This is a genomic window from Marinobacter sp. MIT932201, assembly GCF_047123295.1.
Classification (GTDB): Bacteria; Pseudomonadota; Gammaproteobacteria; order Pseudomonadales; family Oleiphilaceae; genus Marinobacter; species Marinobacter salsuginis.
The window spans coordinates 756,015-773,724 of sequence record NZ_CP138917.1 but is presented as its reverse complement, the minus strand read 5'-3'; the positions used below and the strand labels follow the sequence as shown (position 1 = coordinate 773,724).

Here is a 17,710-nt window from a genome sequence, read left to right as displayed (position 1 = left end):
ATAGCTAGGCGGTTTCGACAGCACGCTCTTCCTTGGACTCAACATGTACAAGAACCTCGCCGGTCAGGAGATCGTGCACTAGGCCGGATTTTTTCCTGTCCACCTTAGCTTTAAAAGCTTCTTCATTATCTAATCGAGCTTGCACTGATTTTAGTTTACCTCCTATTGCAACTTGCTCGCTTAGATTAGGGACAAACACATGTGTACGCTGAATGTCACCAACATTTATGTGAGGAGAGGTTGTTGCACCAAGTCCTTTTGTCACCCTGCGATAAAAATCAATATGATTCATCATCCAAAGCAGAAAATCAGGATCCACATGTTCGGAAGGGCGCAAAATCATTACTCTCTGCCCTAAACAAACTGGCTCACTCCCTACCGGCGAGGCAATTCCAAGCCGCTCACCTTCCCGTGAATAAATAATATCTCCCTCGCGCGGTTTCAGTCGCTGTATCCGATTTATATAATCATGCTCGTCCACGTAGTAGGCTTTATCCAACATGAGTTTACCGGGCAACATATCGGCTGTCCGGATACAAGGTATTCCCGAATCTCTATATTTCGGAGTCGAGTGTGGACAATCAGCTATTTGTGAACATAAGTCTCCAATGCTCAGGAGATCCCATTCCTTGGGTATCCACCCCATCGGAGTTTCCTGATACAACTCCGGGGCCTGCTCGCGAGGCGGTCGCAGTTTGCCATCCGGGCCGATGCCACGGGTAAAAAGGTCGTGCATCAGTCCGGCCCTGATCTGCTTGTACTTATCGATCAGGGCTTGGGTCTTCTCGATGGCTTGATCGATGGTTTGTAGAATTCTAGCGATTTTTTGTTGCACCTCAGTAGACCTAGGCAACATTATCGTCACCCGTCCTACATCTCGGCGATTGATTTCCAGAAAGGTACTACCTGCTGCGTAGCGTTCAAATTTCGCCTTGCTGCGAGACAACTGATAGAAAAGAAAGCCGCCATCAACGGCAGGCCTCGGAACAAGGTTCTTGAAGCCTTGGTTGGTTGTCAACGGCCTCGCCGCTATCTTTAACTCACCAATGGTGGCTCTCGAGGTAAGCAAGAGTGTTCCTTCCGGCAACAACTTAGCTGATGAGGAGGAGACACCGGTCTCTGTCACTGTATCCCTTGTGTCGAACAAGTAATTCGTCTGGCAAGCGGTTATATCAGTCGGAGTCACCCAAGGGATATGTCCATTCCAAAAACTGGGGTTAGCTCGTGACGGTGTGCCGCCACTGGAAATGTCTGCGAGCGTCTCCAAAGGGCATTCGATCCACTCACTCATAACCCAACTCCACCAAATACGCTCGCAGCTGCTTCGACGCCTCTTCTCTCTCTGTTTCGATCTGAAGAGCTGTAATGGCGTACTTGGTCCAGAGATTTTCGATGGCCTTAGTACAGGCCTGTTGCTCGGCACGCAGATAGGCACTGTAGATGCCCAGCAGTCGCGCCTTGAGACGGGCAATAATCACAGTGCGGGCCTCATCGATAGAAATCTTCTTTCGAGCACTGTCAACGAGCTCATCACGTTTGCTTTCTATTCCTCTGAGGGTAGCTTTCAGCGCCTTAACCTCATCCTCCAGTGCCTTATGGCGGGCCAGGCTGGTTTCGATTCGCTGAGCGCTGTTCCAGGCGTGGCGGCCCTGGTTTACGGCATCACGCAGTGGTGCAATCCATTCACTAAATAAGCCCTGCTGCTCGGCCAATTCGACAATACGCAGGCCGTTTTCGAAGGTGGGATCTTTTCCAGCCAGACCTTCGGTGCAGTAATAGCCCTTCTTGCTGCCGGGCGGCAGTTTATCAGCCACTTTCAGTTCCGCGAACAGGTTGGCGGCCAGGCTCTTGATGACTTTGAGCTGGGCCTTCAAGTCTGCGGTAAAGGCTTTGAGTTCGTCCTTTTTGATTTTGACTTCGTCAACGGGCATGACACCGGTATCGTCGTTGTCTTCAAATTCTTCCTCACTGGCGGCGGCAAACAATTCCTGAAGTTCGGCCAGACGGGATTGAGCCTGTTCCTGTTCAGTAAGAACCTCGGGGAACTGACTCTCCAGAATTTCGTCGTCCGGAATTAATTCCGGTCCCCAGCCACTGGCTGCGATAGATTTGAAGTCAGATTTGAGACTATCGAAATAGCTGGCGAGAGCACCACGCACCTGGAAGGGCGTGAGCAAGCCGTTATCCGCCAGGGCCGCTTCAATGCCTCGCAACAACTGGCTGCGCATCACATAGACATTGCGCGGCCTGGCCTGCTGATTGGCGGCATCCGGTGCCAGCGCCTCGACCACTGGTAAGTTGTCATCCCACCAGGCCTCCAGCACGTCCATTACTCGCTTGTTAGCAGCGGCTACGCCCGGATGTTGGTTGATAAGCCCGGCAATCTCTCGCTTGTCTGTCAAAGCCAGCGCAAAGTCCATGTAGTCGGTGTCTCGTGGAATGAACAGAGCACCCTTGAGATCAATGTAATTGCGCCAGTAGTTATCGAGACTGTCGATTTCCACAATTGGCACGCCGCCGTGGAGGTGTGCGCGCACGTCATGAGGCTCGGGTGGCGGAGCATTGTCGACGTACCGGCGGATGTTGCAGTTGTATTCTTCCTCACGCAGCTCAGCGAAAGGTACCGGGCGGGCGTAGCCCGGAATCTCCTGCCCCTGACGATAGGCGTAGATTATTTTATCGATATCTTCGGGACGCAGATGATTCTGGGCTTTGCCTTCACGGTATTCGCGATCGGCATTTATGAATAAAACTGAGTCACGCTCCCGGGCACCGGCCTTGTTCAGTACCAAAATACAGGCGGGAATGCCGGTGCCGTAGAAAAGGTTGCCGGGCAGGCCGATCACGGCCTCCAAGTAGCCCTGCTCGATGAAGTACTTACGCGCCTCTCGCTCCTCACCGCCACGGAATAGCACACCGTGAGGCATCACCGTCGCCATACGGCCATCGTGCTTGAGCACAGAGAGCATGTGCTGAACGAACATCAGATCAGCTTTCTTGCCCTTATCTGGCATCATGACCGGAAAGCGCCCCGTGAACTTGAGATCTTTCTTGATGTAGTTCTGGCTAAAGGGAGGATTCGCGACCACCCGATCGAACCGCTTTAGTTCGTTGTTCTCGTCCAGGTGCTGTGGCTCGCGAATGGTATCTTCCTGGCGGATATCAGCGTGGGAAATGCCATGCAGCAGCATGTTCATCTTGCAGATCGACCAGGTGGTGCCGATCTTTTCCTGGCCATACAGCGCCAACTCTCGAGCATCGCCACCTTTTTCCCGCAGAAAGTCGCGCATCTGGATCAGCATGCCGCCGGACCCAACGGTCGGGTCGTAGACGCTCATGCCTTCTTCCGGATCGCAGATTTCAGCGCACAGTCGAACCACTTCCCAGGGAGTGTAAAACTCACCGGCTTTTTTACCGGCGGAATCGGCAAAGTATTTGATCAGCCATTCATAGGCGGCACCGAGAAGATCCGGGAACTCGAAATCCTCATCACGAAGGGGGATTTTCTCAAAGTTCTGAACAAAGTCTGCAAGAGTGTCATCATCCAGAGTGCGCTGGCCAATCTTGCGGTTGAAGTTGATGCCGCTGAGCACGTCCTGGAGGGCGTCCGGATTGTAATCTTCAATCTCACCAAGTGCTTTGTTGAGGGCTGAACCTACGTTCTCTTTGATGTGCTTGAGCGCTGGGCGCTGAATAGTCTGTTTTCGACCGCCCTCAACAATCTCCTCCTCCCAGGCGTCGTTCCAGCGAGCACGGGGCGGCACATAGAAGTACTTGCCAGAGTAATGATCTGGATCGTCCAACTCTATGGCGATGTCCTCATCAGACAAACCCTGAGCCTTGAACTTTTTCCGCAGTTCATCCCGCCGTTCATCAAACAAGTCGCTGGCGCGCTTGAGGAACAGCATGCCGAAGATGTATTCCTTGTATTCGCTGGCATCCATGCTGCCGCGCAGATCGTCGCATGCGCGCAAGAGCAGGGATTCGAGATGGGAAAGCGTCAATTTCATCGTGAAACCTTAGAATTTTTCGGACTGCCTTTGGGCTCTGGGGCATAACCAGGGGCGAGGATGGCGTTTGAGCAGTGCTTAAGTATTTCGTGGTTACGCAGCCACAAATGATACTCGTTGGCTGGTAACCGGTAATCGGAGCTACAATCCACACTCCAGTGTTTCAAGAGATAGCCCGCGCGAGCAGCACGGATGGTTACTCGCCGCACTGGCTGCGCATTCTTTGATAAAGTGCCCATTCGGGACATACTGAAGTCAAGTGCAATGGCCTCCGGGTGATCGTGCCCCGGATGGGGTACCAACTCCAACGTGAGATGTTTGCTCCACTCGGTATCTGCGGTTTGCAATTCGTTCTCAGCTACATCTGAATTGACGATGCAACTGTCAGTTATGCGGGTACAAACAAAATCGCGAAACTGCCTGTGTTTGCGGCAGTAACCTCGCACGTGCCAGCGCTGGCCATTATTGACCATACTATGCGGTACGATCACTCTCTGGCTGCAACCAGAACTGAGAGACAGGTAGGTAAGCGTAACGGCTTTCCCCTGACTAATGGCCCTACTCAACGTCGCCAGGATGTCTCGCGGCGGTACAATAAGGTCAGGGGCATCCTCACAGAATCCGCACACTTCTCGGGGTGATGTCACACCATCGCCGAAGCCATGAGCCAACGTATTGAGAGCCGCAGAGGTGTCATGATGAAACAAGGCTTCGAACTGCTCTGTTCGGTAATATCGCTTGTTTTCGTGGCGTAACACCAGGTTGTCAGGGGCCAGCTCGCGGTACAGAGTGAAATCTCGGGTACTAGAAGCTACTGCCGTTCCGAAATGCTCCATCAACTCACCACGAGCAATGGAGCCTTGATACTGGAGCCGGAAATCAATAAAGGCCAGACGCTCTCGTTGAGCATAGGCGTAGTTTTCTAGTTTCGATGCGTGCTCAACGGACACAAAGAGGCACCCGAGTGCGATGGAAGACAACAACCTACTCTAGAGCATTAGCCATACAGAGGCAATCATTTTGATTCTTCCTTTCGCTGACCGTTAGCCATTCTATTGACTTAAGCAGGTGAGAGAAATCTCAACTTATAGGAGTTACATAGGCCTGAAGTGACCTGCACCCAACTTTAAAAGCCTATGGGAGCTTTCCGGGCGGTAATGGCCGTTTAAGAAACGCGACTCGGTCCCCAAAATCACTTCGATGGAGAGTATCTTGCAGGTCCTGCTGCGAGACTGATCTAGATAGTTCCTCAATCCGAAGGTTTCCATAGTACGCGTTGTAAGCCACCTTGAGGTAGCCTTCCCGAAGCGTCTCTATGTCCTTTTTTAAAGAGGCTATTTCAACTTTTTGAGCTTCAATCTTCTTCAGTGCATCATCAAGCTGCCTATCACCGGTACTCTGGTTCAGAGGGCCGGATTTTGACTCCCGATACCTCTCACGAGCAGATTCGAGACGTTGCTTAAGGCTAGCATGTTGTTCGCAAAGATTATAAAAAGTACCACGGCTAAATCCCCGTGCTCCCAAAATCTTTTTCGCTTCCGACACCACAGCGGCAACACTGACCTTGCCTTCCCATTGATCGAGCACACGCTCTATAACCTTAATGTCATTCTTCGTGATCTTACCCATGCGGTATCCCAACCAAATCAAAAATATCAGCTTTTTCTGTAAGGTCCTCATTGCGAACCGTAGTCGAAGCTCCTTGTGATACTAAGGCTCTCTCAACCGGATCAGGATCAAATTCTGACGGGACTGAAATCACAGCACCTTCAGGCACAGCCGGGTCCTCCAAAATCTGCACAACAGTCTCCGCAGTGGATAGTTTAAGAGTGAGTTCCTGAATTTTCTTTGCCACTTCCGCGAAATCTTCCTGATGGCGCTCTACCCATTTTGCGGAGCCGTAATACTCTTCAGCGACCGCGTCTCTGGCTAGACTTAATTGCTTCTCAAGAAAGTCCCTATGGCGCCGAAGGTTCTGGAGCTTTGCATCATCGCCCTTTATGCACTTGTGTTCTCGACAGGTGATGCATTGATGCGCCTTGGAACAAGGATTCTGCGCCCAGTCAGTTGTGCAAAACCCGTATAAAGTCGATTGTGCTGCACCAATCATATTTTTGCCCAAGTCGACATAGGCCACGGGCTGATTCATCCGCACGAGTTCTAGCGCGGATGGACGTTCTTTCAGGGCGGCTAATGCGACACCCGGGTCATTGCTGAACTCCGGAGCCATGATGGTCTTGGATGGGTTTCGGATTTCTTCTGCAGTCCGCAGGTCATAATGTTCGTTATGCTGCATATCAGTTCTGGCGGCCCAATGGGCAATTGTCCAATCGTCCATACCCGCGCGCTCTGCGACGGTCGAAAGCCAAACTCTAATCTGATGCGAAGTAAGCTCTATCGGGCTCCCATCTATATTGGAGAGTCCCATTCGCTCAAAGATTGAAGAAACCTTACCAGTATCAGTTTTGCGTCCGGCGAGTTGGGTATTCAGATCATCTACAGAAATAGTCATCCAAGAGAATGGAACGAGTCCTTGCTGCCTATGAAACTCACGATCACGTATCAAAATCAGGGAGTCCCATATTGGCCGATCCGAATCTCCGGCTCTCTGATACGTCTGCCCACCTTTTTCAGAGGGTATCAAGCCTTGTCGGCCATATTTGCGACTCGTATAAATAGCCAGCGATTCGTAGGTTACGTCACCTTTGCTAGTGGATGCGTTCTTCACTATTGTCTTAAGCGGCCCCCACGCTCCCTGCGAATCAACTGGTCGCCCATTCGTCTTATACCCCATTGCGGCAGCAACCTGGGTTGAATTGAGACGCTGTTGAGGAGCATAGTCAACTGCTGTCGCACACCCCGGGTGATGCATGAATATACCTGGGCTTTCCCATGCAAATCTTGCCGCCGCTCGAGCCGGCTCTCCAATTAAAGTCAGACGCTCAACGGCCAAACGCACCGCGGCCTCCATTGGTTTCGGAACAAGTTTCTGATAAGCACCAAACCCTTTTTTGCCATACCACCGCACATATAGGTGACCATCACGTTCGATAAGGCAGTCTATTGCCAGGGATGGCAGTTCACCTGCCCGACTGGGCGCAAACATCAACAGTACTATTACCGATGACCAAAACTGGTCTTCTAAAGACTCGGCCCGGGCAAAACAATCCGCCAAAGCTGTGATTTGGTCCAGCGTCGGAAGTCTTTGGCTCTGCCACTCGAGAGAGTCCGGATCCGTGCGAGTAGCTTTTGGTTTATCCCTTGGGTGTGGGTTACCCCAGTGAGGCAAGGAAGGCAAAATACCTTTACCTCGAAAAAAGTCATAAATTCGCGCAAGCGCAGCGCCAACTCTATATCTCGCCGATGGTTCGCCATAACGCTCAACAAGAATTTCGCTTGATTTCTGCTGAACTGTGCCATCGAGAGCCAATAAGTCGGGTGCCCTGTGTTCATGCACAACTTGGATAGCATCGTAGAGAATTTTAATCGCAGCACTCGAGGCCCCGCCCATAGCCGTCGATTCACTTATGGTTTGCTTGTAACGGACATATGCCTTGATTTGAGACAGGAAGGGCTCTAGGAAAACGTCGTTGGGTGATGGATAGTTGGCCGCCCACACATCATATCGAGTGAATGTCGCGACATTCTTTCCTGTGCGAGTATGCTTCCACTGAAATTTCGACCAATCATACAGTGCAAGCTCATCTCGGCAGTGCGACACAAATAATTTCATATTTTCCTGAGCCGAGAGATCAGCCCTAGAAGTGAAGTTTGCAATATTCGTCATAAATCCTCACTTATTTATTGGGCATATCAATTGTCGATCTATTCTCATTCTCAGCGTCACATAACTCGATAACTTTTTTTATCGCGTTAATTAGCCTGTCGCTTGTTTGGATCACCAGATCACTACACCCCGCCGAGACCATTGTCTGCCGCTCCTCCAAAAGATTTTCCAACGCATGTGCATGAGGGGCATCTAACCAAGGCTGAAAGCGACTGCAGGTATAGCAAGACCGCCATCCACTAGGGCAAAATTCGTAACTTCCGCAGGTACCGACGTTCTGCATTACGTCGTTCTTTATCCTGGATCGAGGATCATCACCTCTTACTGCATCTCTTTCGGAGGAAACCAACTGGCCGGCCAGTGCCTGGCTGACTGTCACAAGAGGGCCGGACATTAGCTGATTTATCCGGTCCCCAATTTCTGGGGAAGTCTCAACATAACAATGGATATTTTGATCATCCCGATGTCCGAGAGCTCTCGCTAAATATCTACCAACTAAGCCCTGACGAGCGCAGTTGGTTCCGTAGGTGTAACGGAATCGGCGGGCCGAGAGCATAAGTGGTTCACCTGTCACTTCACAAACCAAGGGACATGTTCGGTTAAACTCGTAGGTAAGAAGCTTTCTTAGTTCATACCTTGTAACATGAAATGTATTCGGACGATCTGCATGCTCCCGCAGGAATTTTTTCTTGGACTTACCTTCCTTTCGTAGAAATCTTTTGATTCGAATCCAACTCGGAAACAAAGGAAGCTCGCTTGCCTCTTCATCAGAGAGCTCCTTACCAAGCATTCCACTTATTCGCCGCCTTGTCTGATCTCGCAAATTTGCAGCAACAAGATATATCGCTCTAGTCACTGGCTTGGCTATGAATTCACCCCGAAAACTAGCGGCAAGACGCTCTTTAGCCATAGGTATATTTAAAACAAAATTTTCTTCCTTTCGATTTTCTTTTTTGGTGGATGATGCAATTAAATCTTTCGCACGCAACTTCTGCAACTGAATCCCCCTCTGACCGGTTGTCGCAAGGAGATATATGAGCGCGTGCACTTCGTAATCTATGAAACCATCACGAAAAGCATCAGTTGTCCACTCAAGAATACTCCCTAGCTCAGTTTTTGAGTATGGCCCACTATAGGGGCACCATTGCCTTACTGCGCGGCCCTTCTCATTTCCGGTTATTATTTGCTCCTCTAACCAAGACGCAACATTGCTACCAACTCCCGGCAATCCAAGTTGTTCCCATTGATATATAAAACCTCTGATTGCACCCAATTGATACTCTCGTTTTTGGCCAAGAACCTTTCTCCAAGATGCTAGGGTTTTAATACTTATACTTTCAACCTTTTGATCCTCCAAGTACCTTGAAAAAAAACTATGGATATTTACGGCATAACTTACTGAGTGCGTCTCTAAATACCCTGCAAGGCAGCGTTTAAAGCTAGTTTTGTTTTTAAATATATTCCATGCTTCCGACTTAAAAGAGATAAAACATTCTGCATCAACCTCCCAGACGTCAGAAGATAGGTCGTATTGGTATCCAAGCTTTGTTGTCCTTAAGCCCTCTTGCGTTAAGTAGGGTCCTGATTTTCTAATATCTTTAGCAAGCATCGCTGACTTAACCTCCACCGATTATCGAAACATCAATATATTTAGATAAATCTTGAACTCCCTCCAGAGTCACCGAGTCAACGATCTTCTTTATACGCCTTAGCTCATATGGCTTAGCACTATTTATACTGGTCCATCCCATGATATTCATGAAAGCGTCTTGGCGCTCTTTATCACCAATGATTTTCATTTTTAATTCAGGTCTAGCAGCTGCTTTTAAATTGTGTTCATCTACCTTTTCGTTCCAGAGGTACGCGAATGTATGCCTAAAACCGTGACTTTTCACTCCATGATAAAGGTCCGGGTCAACTTTCCTTAACCTGTCTACAGAATTTATCCAGTTGTTCAGTGAGATCGGGCTTCCCCAATGATCACCCTTCCTGTGATTTACAAATAACCAACTATGTTTTCTTGCTGGCAGTACTTTCCTTCTATGAATTTTAATGTACTCTTCGATCTCTAAAGCAAGTTCTCGGCTAATGAATATCGAACGCTCAATAGTTTTTTGAGAAGGTGGTAGATAACGCTCATCAACATGGATTTCTCCAGCACTTGGCTTCCTGATATGAATCATTGGCGGTTCCGCAGTGAGATCCAGATGCTTGCTGTCTGTTCTAAGACATAAGAGCTCTCCTAACCGCATACCAGTTGAAAAAAGGATTTTGAACATTAAAGAGTTCCTTTTTCGAACAGCCTTTCGAAATGGGACTCTGGGGTTATCCGGATCAGCCAATTCCAAAATCTTAAGAAAAATCTCTGGACTCGGTGCTTTTTGAGAGGGGTCGACGGAGCCCCGGGAAGGGCTAGTTTTCGGAGTAATTGCGCACAACTTTTTATCCATATCTTTTATTGACTGACGTACCTCACTCTTATGGACATTATTTTTATTTATGGATTCAGCGATGAATACGAGAAACTTCCGAATGTCACGTAGTCGTTGAGCGCAAACTTCCGCTGAGACATACCGTGCGCCGGAAAATAGTTTTGTAAGATCATTACTCCCTTTATTAATATTCACCGTAGACTGATTAACCCAGCTAAAACTGCGGAGTTTCTCGCAATCTGATTCTGAGAGAAATATGCCTCTGGAGAACTCAGCCTCAATGTTTCTGTTAGAAATTTGCTCAAAATAACGGAAGCTACGCAAACGACATACAATGTTTCTCATAGTATTGAAGTCGTGGTTTGGTCTGCATTTAACCACGGTATAGGTGGTAACCCACAAATCCGGGATTCCGGAATCATCGATTAATAAAGGAAATCGCTCTCCACTGGAAAGTTTTGCATTAACCGTCTTCATTCTTCACCAAATATATAAGTTCTAACGGGAACTTCTGCCCCCATAGATCTATTAGAACCTATAAATTTTCATTTTTTTGGACAAACGGTGGCACTTTTTTCGGGGCGTTTTGCAAGCTCTGGGTTTAGTAAGAGTCTAGTCGAGGGTGATCTTGTAACTGCAGGAACAAACTCGTTCGGAGTTCGAGCAGACCTGAGGCGGTCATCTCAGAACGATGGGGGGCAACGTTTCAGAAGCAAACTTTGCAGTTTTTGGACAATTTTTAAGTTAATTTACTTGTCGCGCAATTTGGACAGTAATTTTTTCCGATAAAACAAGAAGGCCCCGAAATACAGGGCCTCTCGTTTACCTTTGAACACTTTTGCAAAAAGTGGTGTCTAGAACGGAATGTCATCGTCAAAGTCGTCTACCGGCTCCGGCATGCTGCCCTGCGACGGCTGATTGCTGTAACCACCAGACTGCGGTGGCGGGTTGTTCTGTTGGCCCGCCGGGGCATTATAGCCGGACTGCTGAGGCCGCCCTGCCGGGGCGCCCTGATTCATACCGCCTTCGCCGCCACGGCTGTCGAGCATCTGCATCTGGCCGTTGATATCCACCACAACCTCGGTGGTGTAGACATCCTGACCTTCCTTGTTCTGCCATTTGCGCGTCTGCAGCTTGCCCTCAATGTAGACCTTCGAGCCCTTGCGCAGATACTGGCCCGCCACTTCGGCGATCTTGCCGAACATGACAACCCGGTGCCATTCGGTTTTCGGCACCAATTGCCCGGTCTGACGATCCTTGTAGCTTTCGTCTGTTGCCAGATTCAGGTTCACAACGGCATTACCGTTAGGGGTGTAGCGGGTATCCGGGTCCTGTCCCAGGTTACCGATCAGAATTACTTTGTTTACGCCTCGTGCCATGCTCTGCTCCTGACTCTTTTTTCAGGGACTCCCGCGTTCCGTGCGGGCCTCCGGATTTCAAGAATGTTTAGCCTGCCGGACAAAGGAAAAGTCCGCAAGTAACGCCTCATCAAATTGCTGACGATCCACCTTAAGATAGGCAGTGGCAGCCTCTTCAACAATCACCACGTCCTGAACGCCGGGAAGGCGACGGAGATTGTCATCGATATCGTCGTACTGGTTGTTCATTACCTGCTGCAACTGTACCACGAAACTGGTGGTGTGGCCGGGCGCTGGCATAGTAAGCGCTACCAGTAACCAGAGGCCAAGCACCACCACCATGAACCAGAGCACACCCTGGATTCCGCCACTCTCCAGCAGATAGCCGCCCAGGGCGCCGCCCAGAAACGCACCCATGAACTGGGAGGTGGAATAGACCCCCATCGCTGTTCCTTTGCTTGCCGCCGGTGCCTCTTTGCTGATCAGTGACGGCAGGCTGGCTTCAAGCAGATTGAAGGCCATGAAGAAGAAAAACAGCACGGCCCAGGCCGCAACCAGGCTGCCGGACACACCAGTAAACCCGGCAGTGGCCAACGTCAGTAACGCAATCGCCCCGCACAGCACCGGCTTCATCCGACGCTTTTTCTCACCGATGATGATGAAGGGCACCATGGCAAAGAAAGACGTGATCATCACGCTCAGGTAGAACCACCAGTGTGACCTGCTGGCAAGACCAAACTGCTCCTGCAGCATGGAGGGAAAGACCAGGAACAGGGCGGTGAGCACCAGGTGCAGGGCAAAGATGCCGAAATCCAACCGGAGAAGACGACCGTCTGAAAGCACACGGCCCAGCATGTCCCTGGCAGGATGGGTGTCGGGGCTCGTCTTGTGCTGATGGGGCGTCGGGACCAGGCGGTTGACGATCACCAGCGCCACAATTGCCAGCGCTGCGGTCGCGTAGAAGATTCCGGACAGCCCCCACCAGGCCCCAAGAAGGGGGCCAAGCACCAGGGAGACCGAGAACGACAGACCAATCGTGATACCAACGGTCGCCATGGCCTTGGTCCGCTCCTCTTCACGGGTCAGGTCACTGAGCAACGCCATCAGAACACTGGCGATAGCGCCGGCACCCTGAAGAATCCGACCGGCAATCACAACGTATATGGAGTCCGTGGCCCCGGCCAGCAAACTGCCCGCGGCAAACAGTACGAGCCCGATGTAGATCATGCGCTTACGACCGACCCGATCAGACAGCATGCCAAAGGGAATCTGCAACAGGGCCTGGCTGAGGCCGTATGCCCCTATGGCAAAACCGAGCAGGGCCGGCGTCGCATCTTTGAGATCTTCACCAAGCAGCATGAACACCGGCAGCACCATGAACAGTCCGAGCATGCGCATGGCGTAGACGGACGCCAGTGCGAGTACGGAGCGTTTTTCCAGCGCGTTCATGGCAATTACGTACCTCAGCCGGGGTTGAAAGCGGTCAGATTGAGGGCAAATACCCTTCGCAGGCGGCGCATTGTAGCAGAAGGGGCGCTGACGGGGGACAGGTCGCGTGATGCTGATCCGGGGATCATTTTCGCCGCAGCCGACCCAACGCGGTATAATTTTCGTTTTTTATCCGAGCGAGGTGTTATGGACCATATCCAGATCAAAGGGGCGCGGACCCACAACCTGAAAAACATCGACCTGGATATGCCACGGGACAAGCTGATCGTGATCACCGGCCTTTCCGGCTCCGGGAAATCGTCCCTTGCGTTCGATACGCTTTATGCGGAAGGACAGCGCCGCTATGTAGAATCGCTTTCCACCTATGCCCGCCAGTTTCTTTCGATGATGGAAAAGCCGGACGTAGACCACATCGAAGGTCTGTCGCCCGCCATCTCCATTGAGCAGAAATCCACCTCCCACAACCCGCGCTCGACCGTTGGCACCATCACCGAAATATACGATTACCTGCGCCTGCTCTTTGCCCGTGCCGGTGAGCCTCGATGCCCAGACCATGGCCAGCCCCTGGAAGCTCAGACCATAAGCCAGATGGTGGATCAGGTGGTGGCCATGCCAGAGGACAGCAAATTGATGATCCTCGCGCCGGTGATACGGGACCGGAAGGGCGAACACCTGCAGGTTATCGAAACCATGCGCAGCCAGGGCTTCATCCGCCTGAGGGTGGATGGCACGGTTTACGACATTGACGATGTGCCGGCCCTGGACAAGAAACGCAAGCACCAGATTGATGTGGTCGTTGATCGATTCAAGGTGAAGCCGGGCCTTGAACAGCGCCTGGCAGAAAGCTTTGAAACGGCGCTGCACCTCGCGGACGGAATCGCCCTGGTAGCGCCGATGACCGGTGAAGGCGAAGAACACACATTCTCCGCCCGTTACGCTTGCACCCAATGCGGCTACGCCCTGAGCGAACTCGAGCCAAAACTGTTTTCATTTAACAATCCCGCAGGCGCCTGCCCTACCTGCGACGGGCTTGGCGTCAAACAATTCTTCGATCCAGAGAAAATCGTCCAGCACCCAGAGGCCACTCTGGCATCGGGCGCCATCAAGGGCTGGGATCGCCGGGCGGTCTATTACTTCCAGATGCTGGGCAGCGTGGCAGATCACTACGGCATTGATCTGGAAACGGCCTGGGTGGACCTTCCCGAGGATTTCCGAAATGTACTGCTGTTCGGCTCGGGGAAAGAAGACATTCCTTTTCGCTACGTGAATTCCCGTGGCCACATCATGGAAAAGGCCCATCCGTTCGAAGGCATTCTCCCCAACCTTGAGCGGCGCTACCGCGAAACTGACTCTCAAAGTATGCGAGAGGAACTGGCTCGTAACCTCAGCACACAGCCCTGCAAGGAGTGCGGGGGTTCCCGTCTGCGCCGTAGCGCCCGCCATGTGTTTATTGAAGAACACAATATTTCGGACGTTACCCATCTGCCGGTTGGCGAGGCCCATGATTACTTCGAAACCCTCGCCCTACCGGGCCGGAAGGGCGAAATTGCCGAGAAAATTCTGAAAGAAGTCCGTCAAAGGCTCCAGTTCCTGGTGAACGTGGGGTTGGAGTACCTCACCCTGGAGCGAAGCGCCGACACCCTCTCCGGGGGCGAAGCCCAGCGTATTCGCCTGGCAAGCCAAATCGGGGCCGGACTGGTTGGTGTCATGTACATTCTCGACGAACCCTCCATCGGGCTCCACCAGCGGGACAATGACCGCCTGCTGGCCACCCTCACCCACCTGCGTGATCTGGGCAACACGGTAATTGTCGTCGAGCACGATGAAGACGCCATTCGAGCCGCCGACCATGTGATTGATATCGGCCCGGGCGCCGGCGTCCACGGCGGCCACATCATCGGCCAGGGCACGCCTCAACAGATTATCGACAACCCGGATTCTCTGACCGGCCAATACCTCAAAGGCAGCCGGGAGATAGCCGTACCCAGTACGCGGAACAAAGGCGGCGGAAAATCACTGACCCTTGCTGGTGCTACCGGTAACAACCTGAAAGATGTAACCCTGAACCTGCCTCTGGGCATCATGACCTGCATCACCGGCGTGTCCGGGTCCGGCAAGTCCACGCTGATCAACAGCACCCTGTATCCGGTCGCCGCCGCGAAACTCAACAAGGCCACCAGTCTGAACCACGCGCCCTACCAGTCACTCAAGGGGCTCGACCATCTGGACAAGGTCATCGATATCGACCAGAGCCCCATCGGCCGCACACCGCGTTCCAACCCCGCGACCTACACAGGACTGTTCACGCCGATCAGGGAACTGTTCGCCGGAACCCAGGAAGCCCGCTCACGGGGTTACAAGCCCGGCCGATTCTCCTTCAACGTCAAGGGCGGCCGCTGCGAAGCCTGCCAGGGCGACGGCGTGATCAAGGTAGAAATGCACTTCCTGCCAGACGTCTACGTACCCTGCGATGTTTGCAAGGGCAAACGCTACAACCGCGAAACCTTGGAAGTCCGGTACAAGGGCAAGAACATCAACGAAGTGCTGGAAATGACCGTGGAAGAGGGACGTGAGTTCTTCGATGCGGTCCCCTTCATCGCCCGCAAACTCCAAACCCTGATCGACGTCGGCCTGTCCTACATCCGCCTCGGTCAGAGCGCCGTGACCCTCTCCGGCGGCGAAGCCCAAAGGGTAAAACTGGCTAAGGAACTGTCCAAACGAGACACCGGCAAAACGCTGTACATTCTGGACGAGCCCACCACCGGCCTGCACTTCTACGACATCCAGCAGCTTCTGAATGTCCTGGAGAGGCTCCGCGACCACGGCAACACCATCGTGGTGATCGAGCACAACCTGGACGTCATCAAGACCGCAGACTGGATCGTCGATCTGGGCCCCGAAGGTGGGTCTGGCGGCGGGCAGATCATTGCTGAGGGAACCCCGGAGGAGGTTGCCAAGAACCCTGCTTCCCACACAGGACGTTATCTCAAACCAATGCTGACCAAATAATTGGCGGGCAACTAAGAGCTCTGTCGGCGAGGGGGTGAGGGTGTATTTTCTGCCGGGAAAAGATGTCTGAGCGAAGCGAGTTGTTTTCCCAAAGAAAATACACCCTCACCCCCGCGCCAGCCACCCAAGCTCTCAGACTGCCAGTCACATATAAAACCCAGACACAAAAAAACCGGGAACCTCACGGAACCCGGTTTCTTCGTGGTTGGCCAAAGCCGAAGAAATTAATCCTCGTCTTCGTCCACCTCTTCCGCTTCAATATCCAGCGGACGACCAACCAGCTCAACAAATGCCATCGGGGCATTGTCGCCGGCACGGAAGCCACACTTCAGGATACGAAGGTATCCACCCGGACGCTCGCTGTAACGGGGGCCCAGCTCATCAAACAGCTTGGCAACCGCTGCATCGTCACGCAGGCGTGAGAACGCCAGACGACGATTCGCGACCGAATCATTCTTGGAAAGCGTGATCAAAGGCTCAGCTACCCGACGAAGCTCTTTGGCTTTCGGCAGCGTTGTTTTGATCAGCTCGTGTTCAACCAGTGACGCAGTCATGTTACGGAACATGGCCTTGCGATGCGCACTGGTCCTGCTGAACTTACGACCACTCTTACGATGACGCATTGCTCTTATTCCTTACCTTAAACTAATCGGCGATTAACCGCCCAGAACCCGGTCGTCGCCACGAAGGCTAGCCGGCGGCCAGTTATCAAGACGCATACCCAGTGACAGACCACGGGACGCCAAAACGTCCTTGATCTCGGTCAGCGACTTTTTACCAAGGTTAGGCGTCTTCAACAGCTCAACTTCTGTGCGCTGGATAAGATCGCCGATGTAGTAAATGTTCTCAGCCTTCAAGCAGTTAGCTGAACGCACTGTCAATTCCAGATCATCAACCGGGCGCAGCAGGATAGGATCGATTTCTTCCTCTTCCTCAACGCGCTCAGGCTCTTTCTCATGATCGAAATCAACAAACACCGCCAGTTGCTGCTGGAGGATGGTGGCCGCCCGACGAATCGCTTCCTCCGGGTCGATGGTGCCATTGGTCTCCAGGTCGATAACCAGCTTGTCCAGATCGGTCCGCTGCTCTACCCGTGCGCTTTCCACGGCGTAAGCCACGCGACGAACCGGGCTGAATGTTGCATCCAGCTGCAGACGTCCGATGGCGCGAGTTTCGTCCTCGTCGAGACCACGCTGGTCTGCCGGCTCATAGCCGCGACCGCGAGCCACACGGAGACGCATGTTCACTTCACCATTCTCGCTAAGGTGACAGATCACGTGCTCCGGGTTGGCAATCTCGACGTCATGATCCAGCTTGATATCACCTGCTGTCACAACGCCCGGGCCTTTCTTGCTGAGCGTAAGCTCGGCATCGTCCCGACCGTTCATTTTTACGGCTACGCCTTTGAGATTCAGAAGAATCTCGATGACGTCTTCCTGGACACCCTCAATGGCGCTGTACTCGTGCAGGACACCGTCGATCTGCGCTTCAGTCACGGCGCAGCCCGGCATCGAAGACAAGAGAATCCGGCGCAGTGCACTGCCCAGGGTATGACCAAAGCCTCTTTCCAGAGGCTCAAGCGTAACCTTGGCACGCGTGGCGCTTGATTCCTTCACGTCAATGGTACGAGGTGTCAATAACTCATGTACTGAACGCTGCATAGAC

At 52.2% G+C, this 17,710-nt stretch carries 12 protein-coding genes; 1 reads left to right on the top strand and 11 read right to left on the bottom strand.

Annotation, left to right across the window (positions count from 1 at the left end):
* Positions 1-4: 4 nt before the first annotated feature.
* The 9 genes from SIC15_RS03565 to SIC15_RS03525 form a co-directional block, all read right to left on the bottom strand.
* Complete coding sequence (locus tag SIC15_RS03565) at positions 5-1,291, bottom strand: restriction endonuclease subunit S (protein WP_153637511.1); 1,287 nt, start codon at positions 1,289-1,291, stop codon at positions 5-7.
* Positions 1,284-4,010 carry a type I restriction-modification system subunit M gene (locus SIC15_RS03560; protein ID WP_153637512.1) on the bottom strand — a complete coding sequence of 909 codons (2,727 nt, stop codon included), beginning with the start codon at positions 4,008-4,010 and terminating at the stop codon, positions 1,284-1,286. The genes SIC15_RS03565 and SIC15_RS03560 overlap by 8 nt, the downstream gene beginning before the upstream one ends.
* On the bottom strand, positions 4,007-4,960 hold the full coding sequence (locus SIC15_RS03555) for a transcriptional regulator (RefSeq protein WP_136631810.1): 954 nt from the start codon (positions 4,958-4,960) through the stop codon (positions 4,007-4,009). The genes SIC15_RS03560 and SIC15_RS03555 overlap by 4 nt, the downstream gene beginning before the upstream one ends.
* Positions 4,961-5,144: 184 nt before the next feature.
* Positions 5,145-5,639, bottom strand: a complete 495-nt coding sequence (locus SIC15_RS03550) for a hypothetical protein (protein ID WP_136631811.1) — start codon at positions 5,637-5,639, stop codon at positions 5,145-5,147.
* Positions 5,632-7,797: a hypothetical protein gene (locus tag SIC15_RS03545; protein ID WP_136631812.1), complete on the bottom strand. Its 2,166-nt coding sequence runs from the start codon at positions 7,795-7,797 to the stop codon at positions 5,632-5,634. Before SIC15_RS03545 ends, SIC15_RS03550 begins: the two co-directional genes overlap by 8 nt.
* A gap of 10 nt (positions 7,798-7,807) precedes the next feature.
* Complete coding sequence (locus SIC15_RS03540; RefSeq protein WP_412537078.1) at positions 7,808-9,406, bottom strand: site-specific integrase; 1,599 nt, start codon at positions 9,404-9,406, stop codon at positions 7,808-7,810.
* A gap of 7 nt (positions 9,407-9,413) precedes the next feature.
* The gene (locus SIC15_RS03535) at positions 9,414-10,706 is read right to left on the bottom strand and encodes a site-specific integrase (protein ID WP_153637398.1); all 1,293 of its coding nucleotides are present in this window, start codon (positions 10,704-10,706) and stop codon (positions 9,414-9,416) included.
* A 377-nt stretch (positions 10,707-11,083) separates the two neighbouring features.
* Complete coding sequence (gene ssb / locus SIC15_RS03530; protein ID WP_069185089.1) at positions 11,084-11,608, bottom strand: single-stranded DNA-binding protein; 525 nt, start codon at positions 11,606-11,608, stop codon at positions 11,084-11,086.
* Positions 11,609-11,665: 57 nt separating this feature from the next.
* Positions 11,666-13,036 carry an MFS transporter gene (locus SIC15_RS03525; RefSeq protein WP_069185088.1) on the bottom strand — a complete coding sequence of 457 codons (1,371 nt, stop codon included), beginning with the start codon at positions 13,034-13,036 and terminating at the stop codon, positions 11,666-11,668.
* Between the two features lie 186 nt (positions 13,037-13,222).
* On the opposite strand from SIC15_RS03525, the gene uvrA reads away from it, so the two are divergent.
* On the top strand, positions 13,223-16,045 hold the full coding sequence (gene uvrA, locus SIC15_RS03520; RefSeq protein ID WP_349343837.1) for an excinuclease ABC subunit UvrA: 2,823 nt from the start codon (positions 13,223-13,225) through the stop codon (positions 16,043-16,045).
* Positions 16,046-16,269: 224 nt separating this feature from the next.
* On the opposite strand, the gene rplQ is transcribed toward uvrA, so the two are convergent.
* Both rplQ and SIC15_RS03510 read right to left on the bottom strand, forming a co-directional pair.
* Entirely contained in the window at positions 16,270-16,668 is a 399-nt protein-coding gene (gene rplQ, locus SIC15_RS03515; RefSeq protein ID WP_064230334.1) for a 50S ribosomal protein L17, read from the bottom strand.
* 33 nt (positions 16,669-16,701) lie between these two features.
* Entirely contained in the window at positions 16,702-17,706 is a 1,005-nt protein-coding gene (locus SIC15_RS03510; RefSeq protein WP_008174911.1) for a DNA-directed RNA polymerase subunit alpha, read from the bottom strand.
* Positions 17,707-17,710 lie beyond the last annotated feature (4 nt).

Excerpts from the sequence above, each read along its gene's own strand:
- SIC15_RS03565 (WP_153637511.1), bottom strand. The coding sequence starts at position 1,291 with ATGAGTGAGTGGATCGAATGCCCTTTGGAGACGCTCGCAGACATTTCC.
- SIC15_RS03560 (WP_153637512.1), bottom strand. The coding sequence starts at position 4,010 with ATGAAATTGACGCTTTCCCATCTCGAATCCCTGCTCTTGCGCGCATGC.
- SIC15_RS03550 (WP_136631811.1), bottom strand. The coding sequence starts at position 5,639 with ATGGGTAAGATCACGAAGAATGACATTAAGGTTATAGAGCGTGTGCTC.
- SIC15_RS03545 (WP_136631812.1), bottom strand. The coding sequence starts at position 7,797 with ATGACGAATATTGCAAACTTCACTTCTAGGGCTGATCTCTCGGCTCAG.
- SIC15_RS03540 (WP_412537078.1), bottom strand. The coding sequence starts at position 9,406 with ATGCTTGCTAAAGATATTAGAAAATCAGGACCCTACTTAACGCAAGAG.
- SIC15_RS03535 (WP_153637398.1), bottom strand. The coding sequence starts at position 10,706 with ATGAAGACGGTTAATGCAAAACTTTCCAGTGGAGAGCGATTTCCTTTA.
- ssb (WP_069185089.1), bottom strand. The coding sequence starts at position 11,608 with ATGGCACGAGGCGTAAACAAAGTAATTCTGATCGGTAACCTGGGACAG.
- SIC15_RS03525 (WP_069185088.1), bottom strand. The coding sequence starts at position 13,036 with ATGAACGCGCTGGAAAAACGCTCCGTACTCGCACTGGCGTCCGTCTAC.
- uvrA (WP_349343837.1), top strand. The coding sequence starts at position 13,223 with ATGGACCATATCCAGATCAAAGGGGCGCGGACCCACAACCTGAAAAAC.
- rplQ (WP_064230334.1), bottom strand. The coding sequence starts at position 16,668 with ATGCGTCATCGTAAGAGTGGTCGTAAGTTCAGCAGGACCAGTGCGCAT.
- SIC15_RS03510 (WP_008174911.1), bottom strand. The coding sequence starts at position 17,706 with ATGCAGCGTTCAGTACATGAGTTATTGACACCTCGTACCATTGACGTG.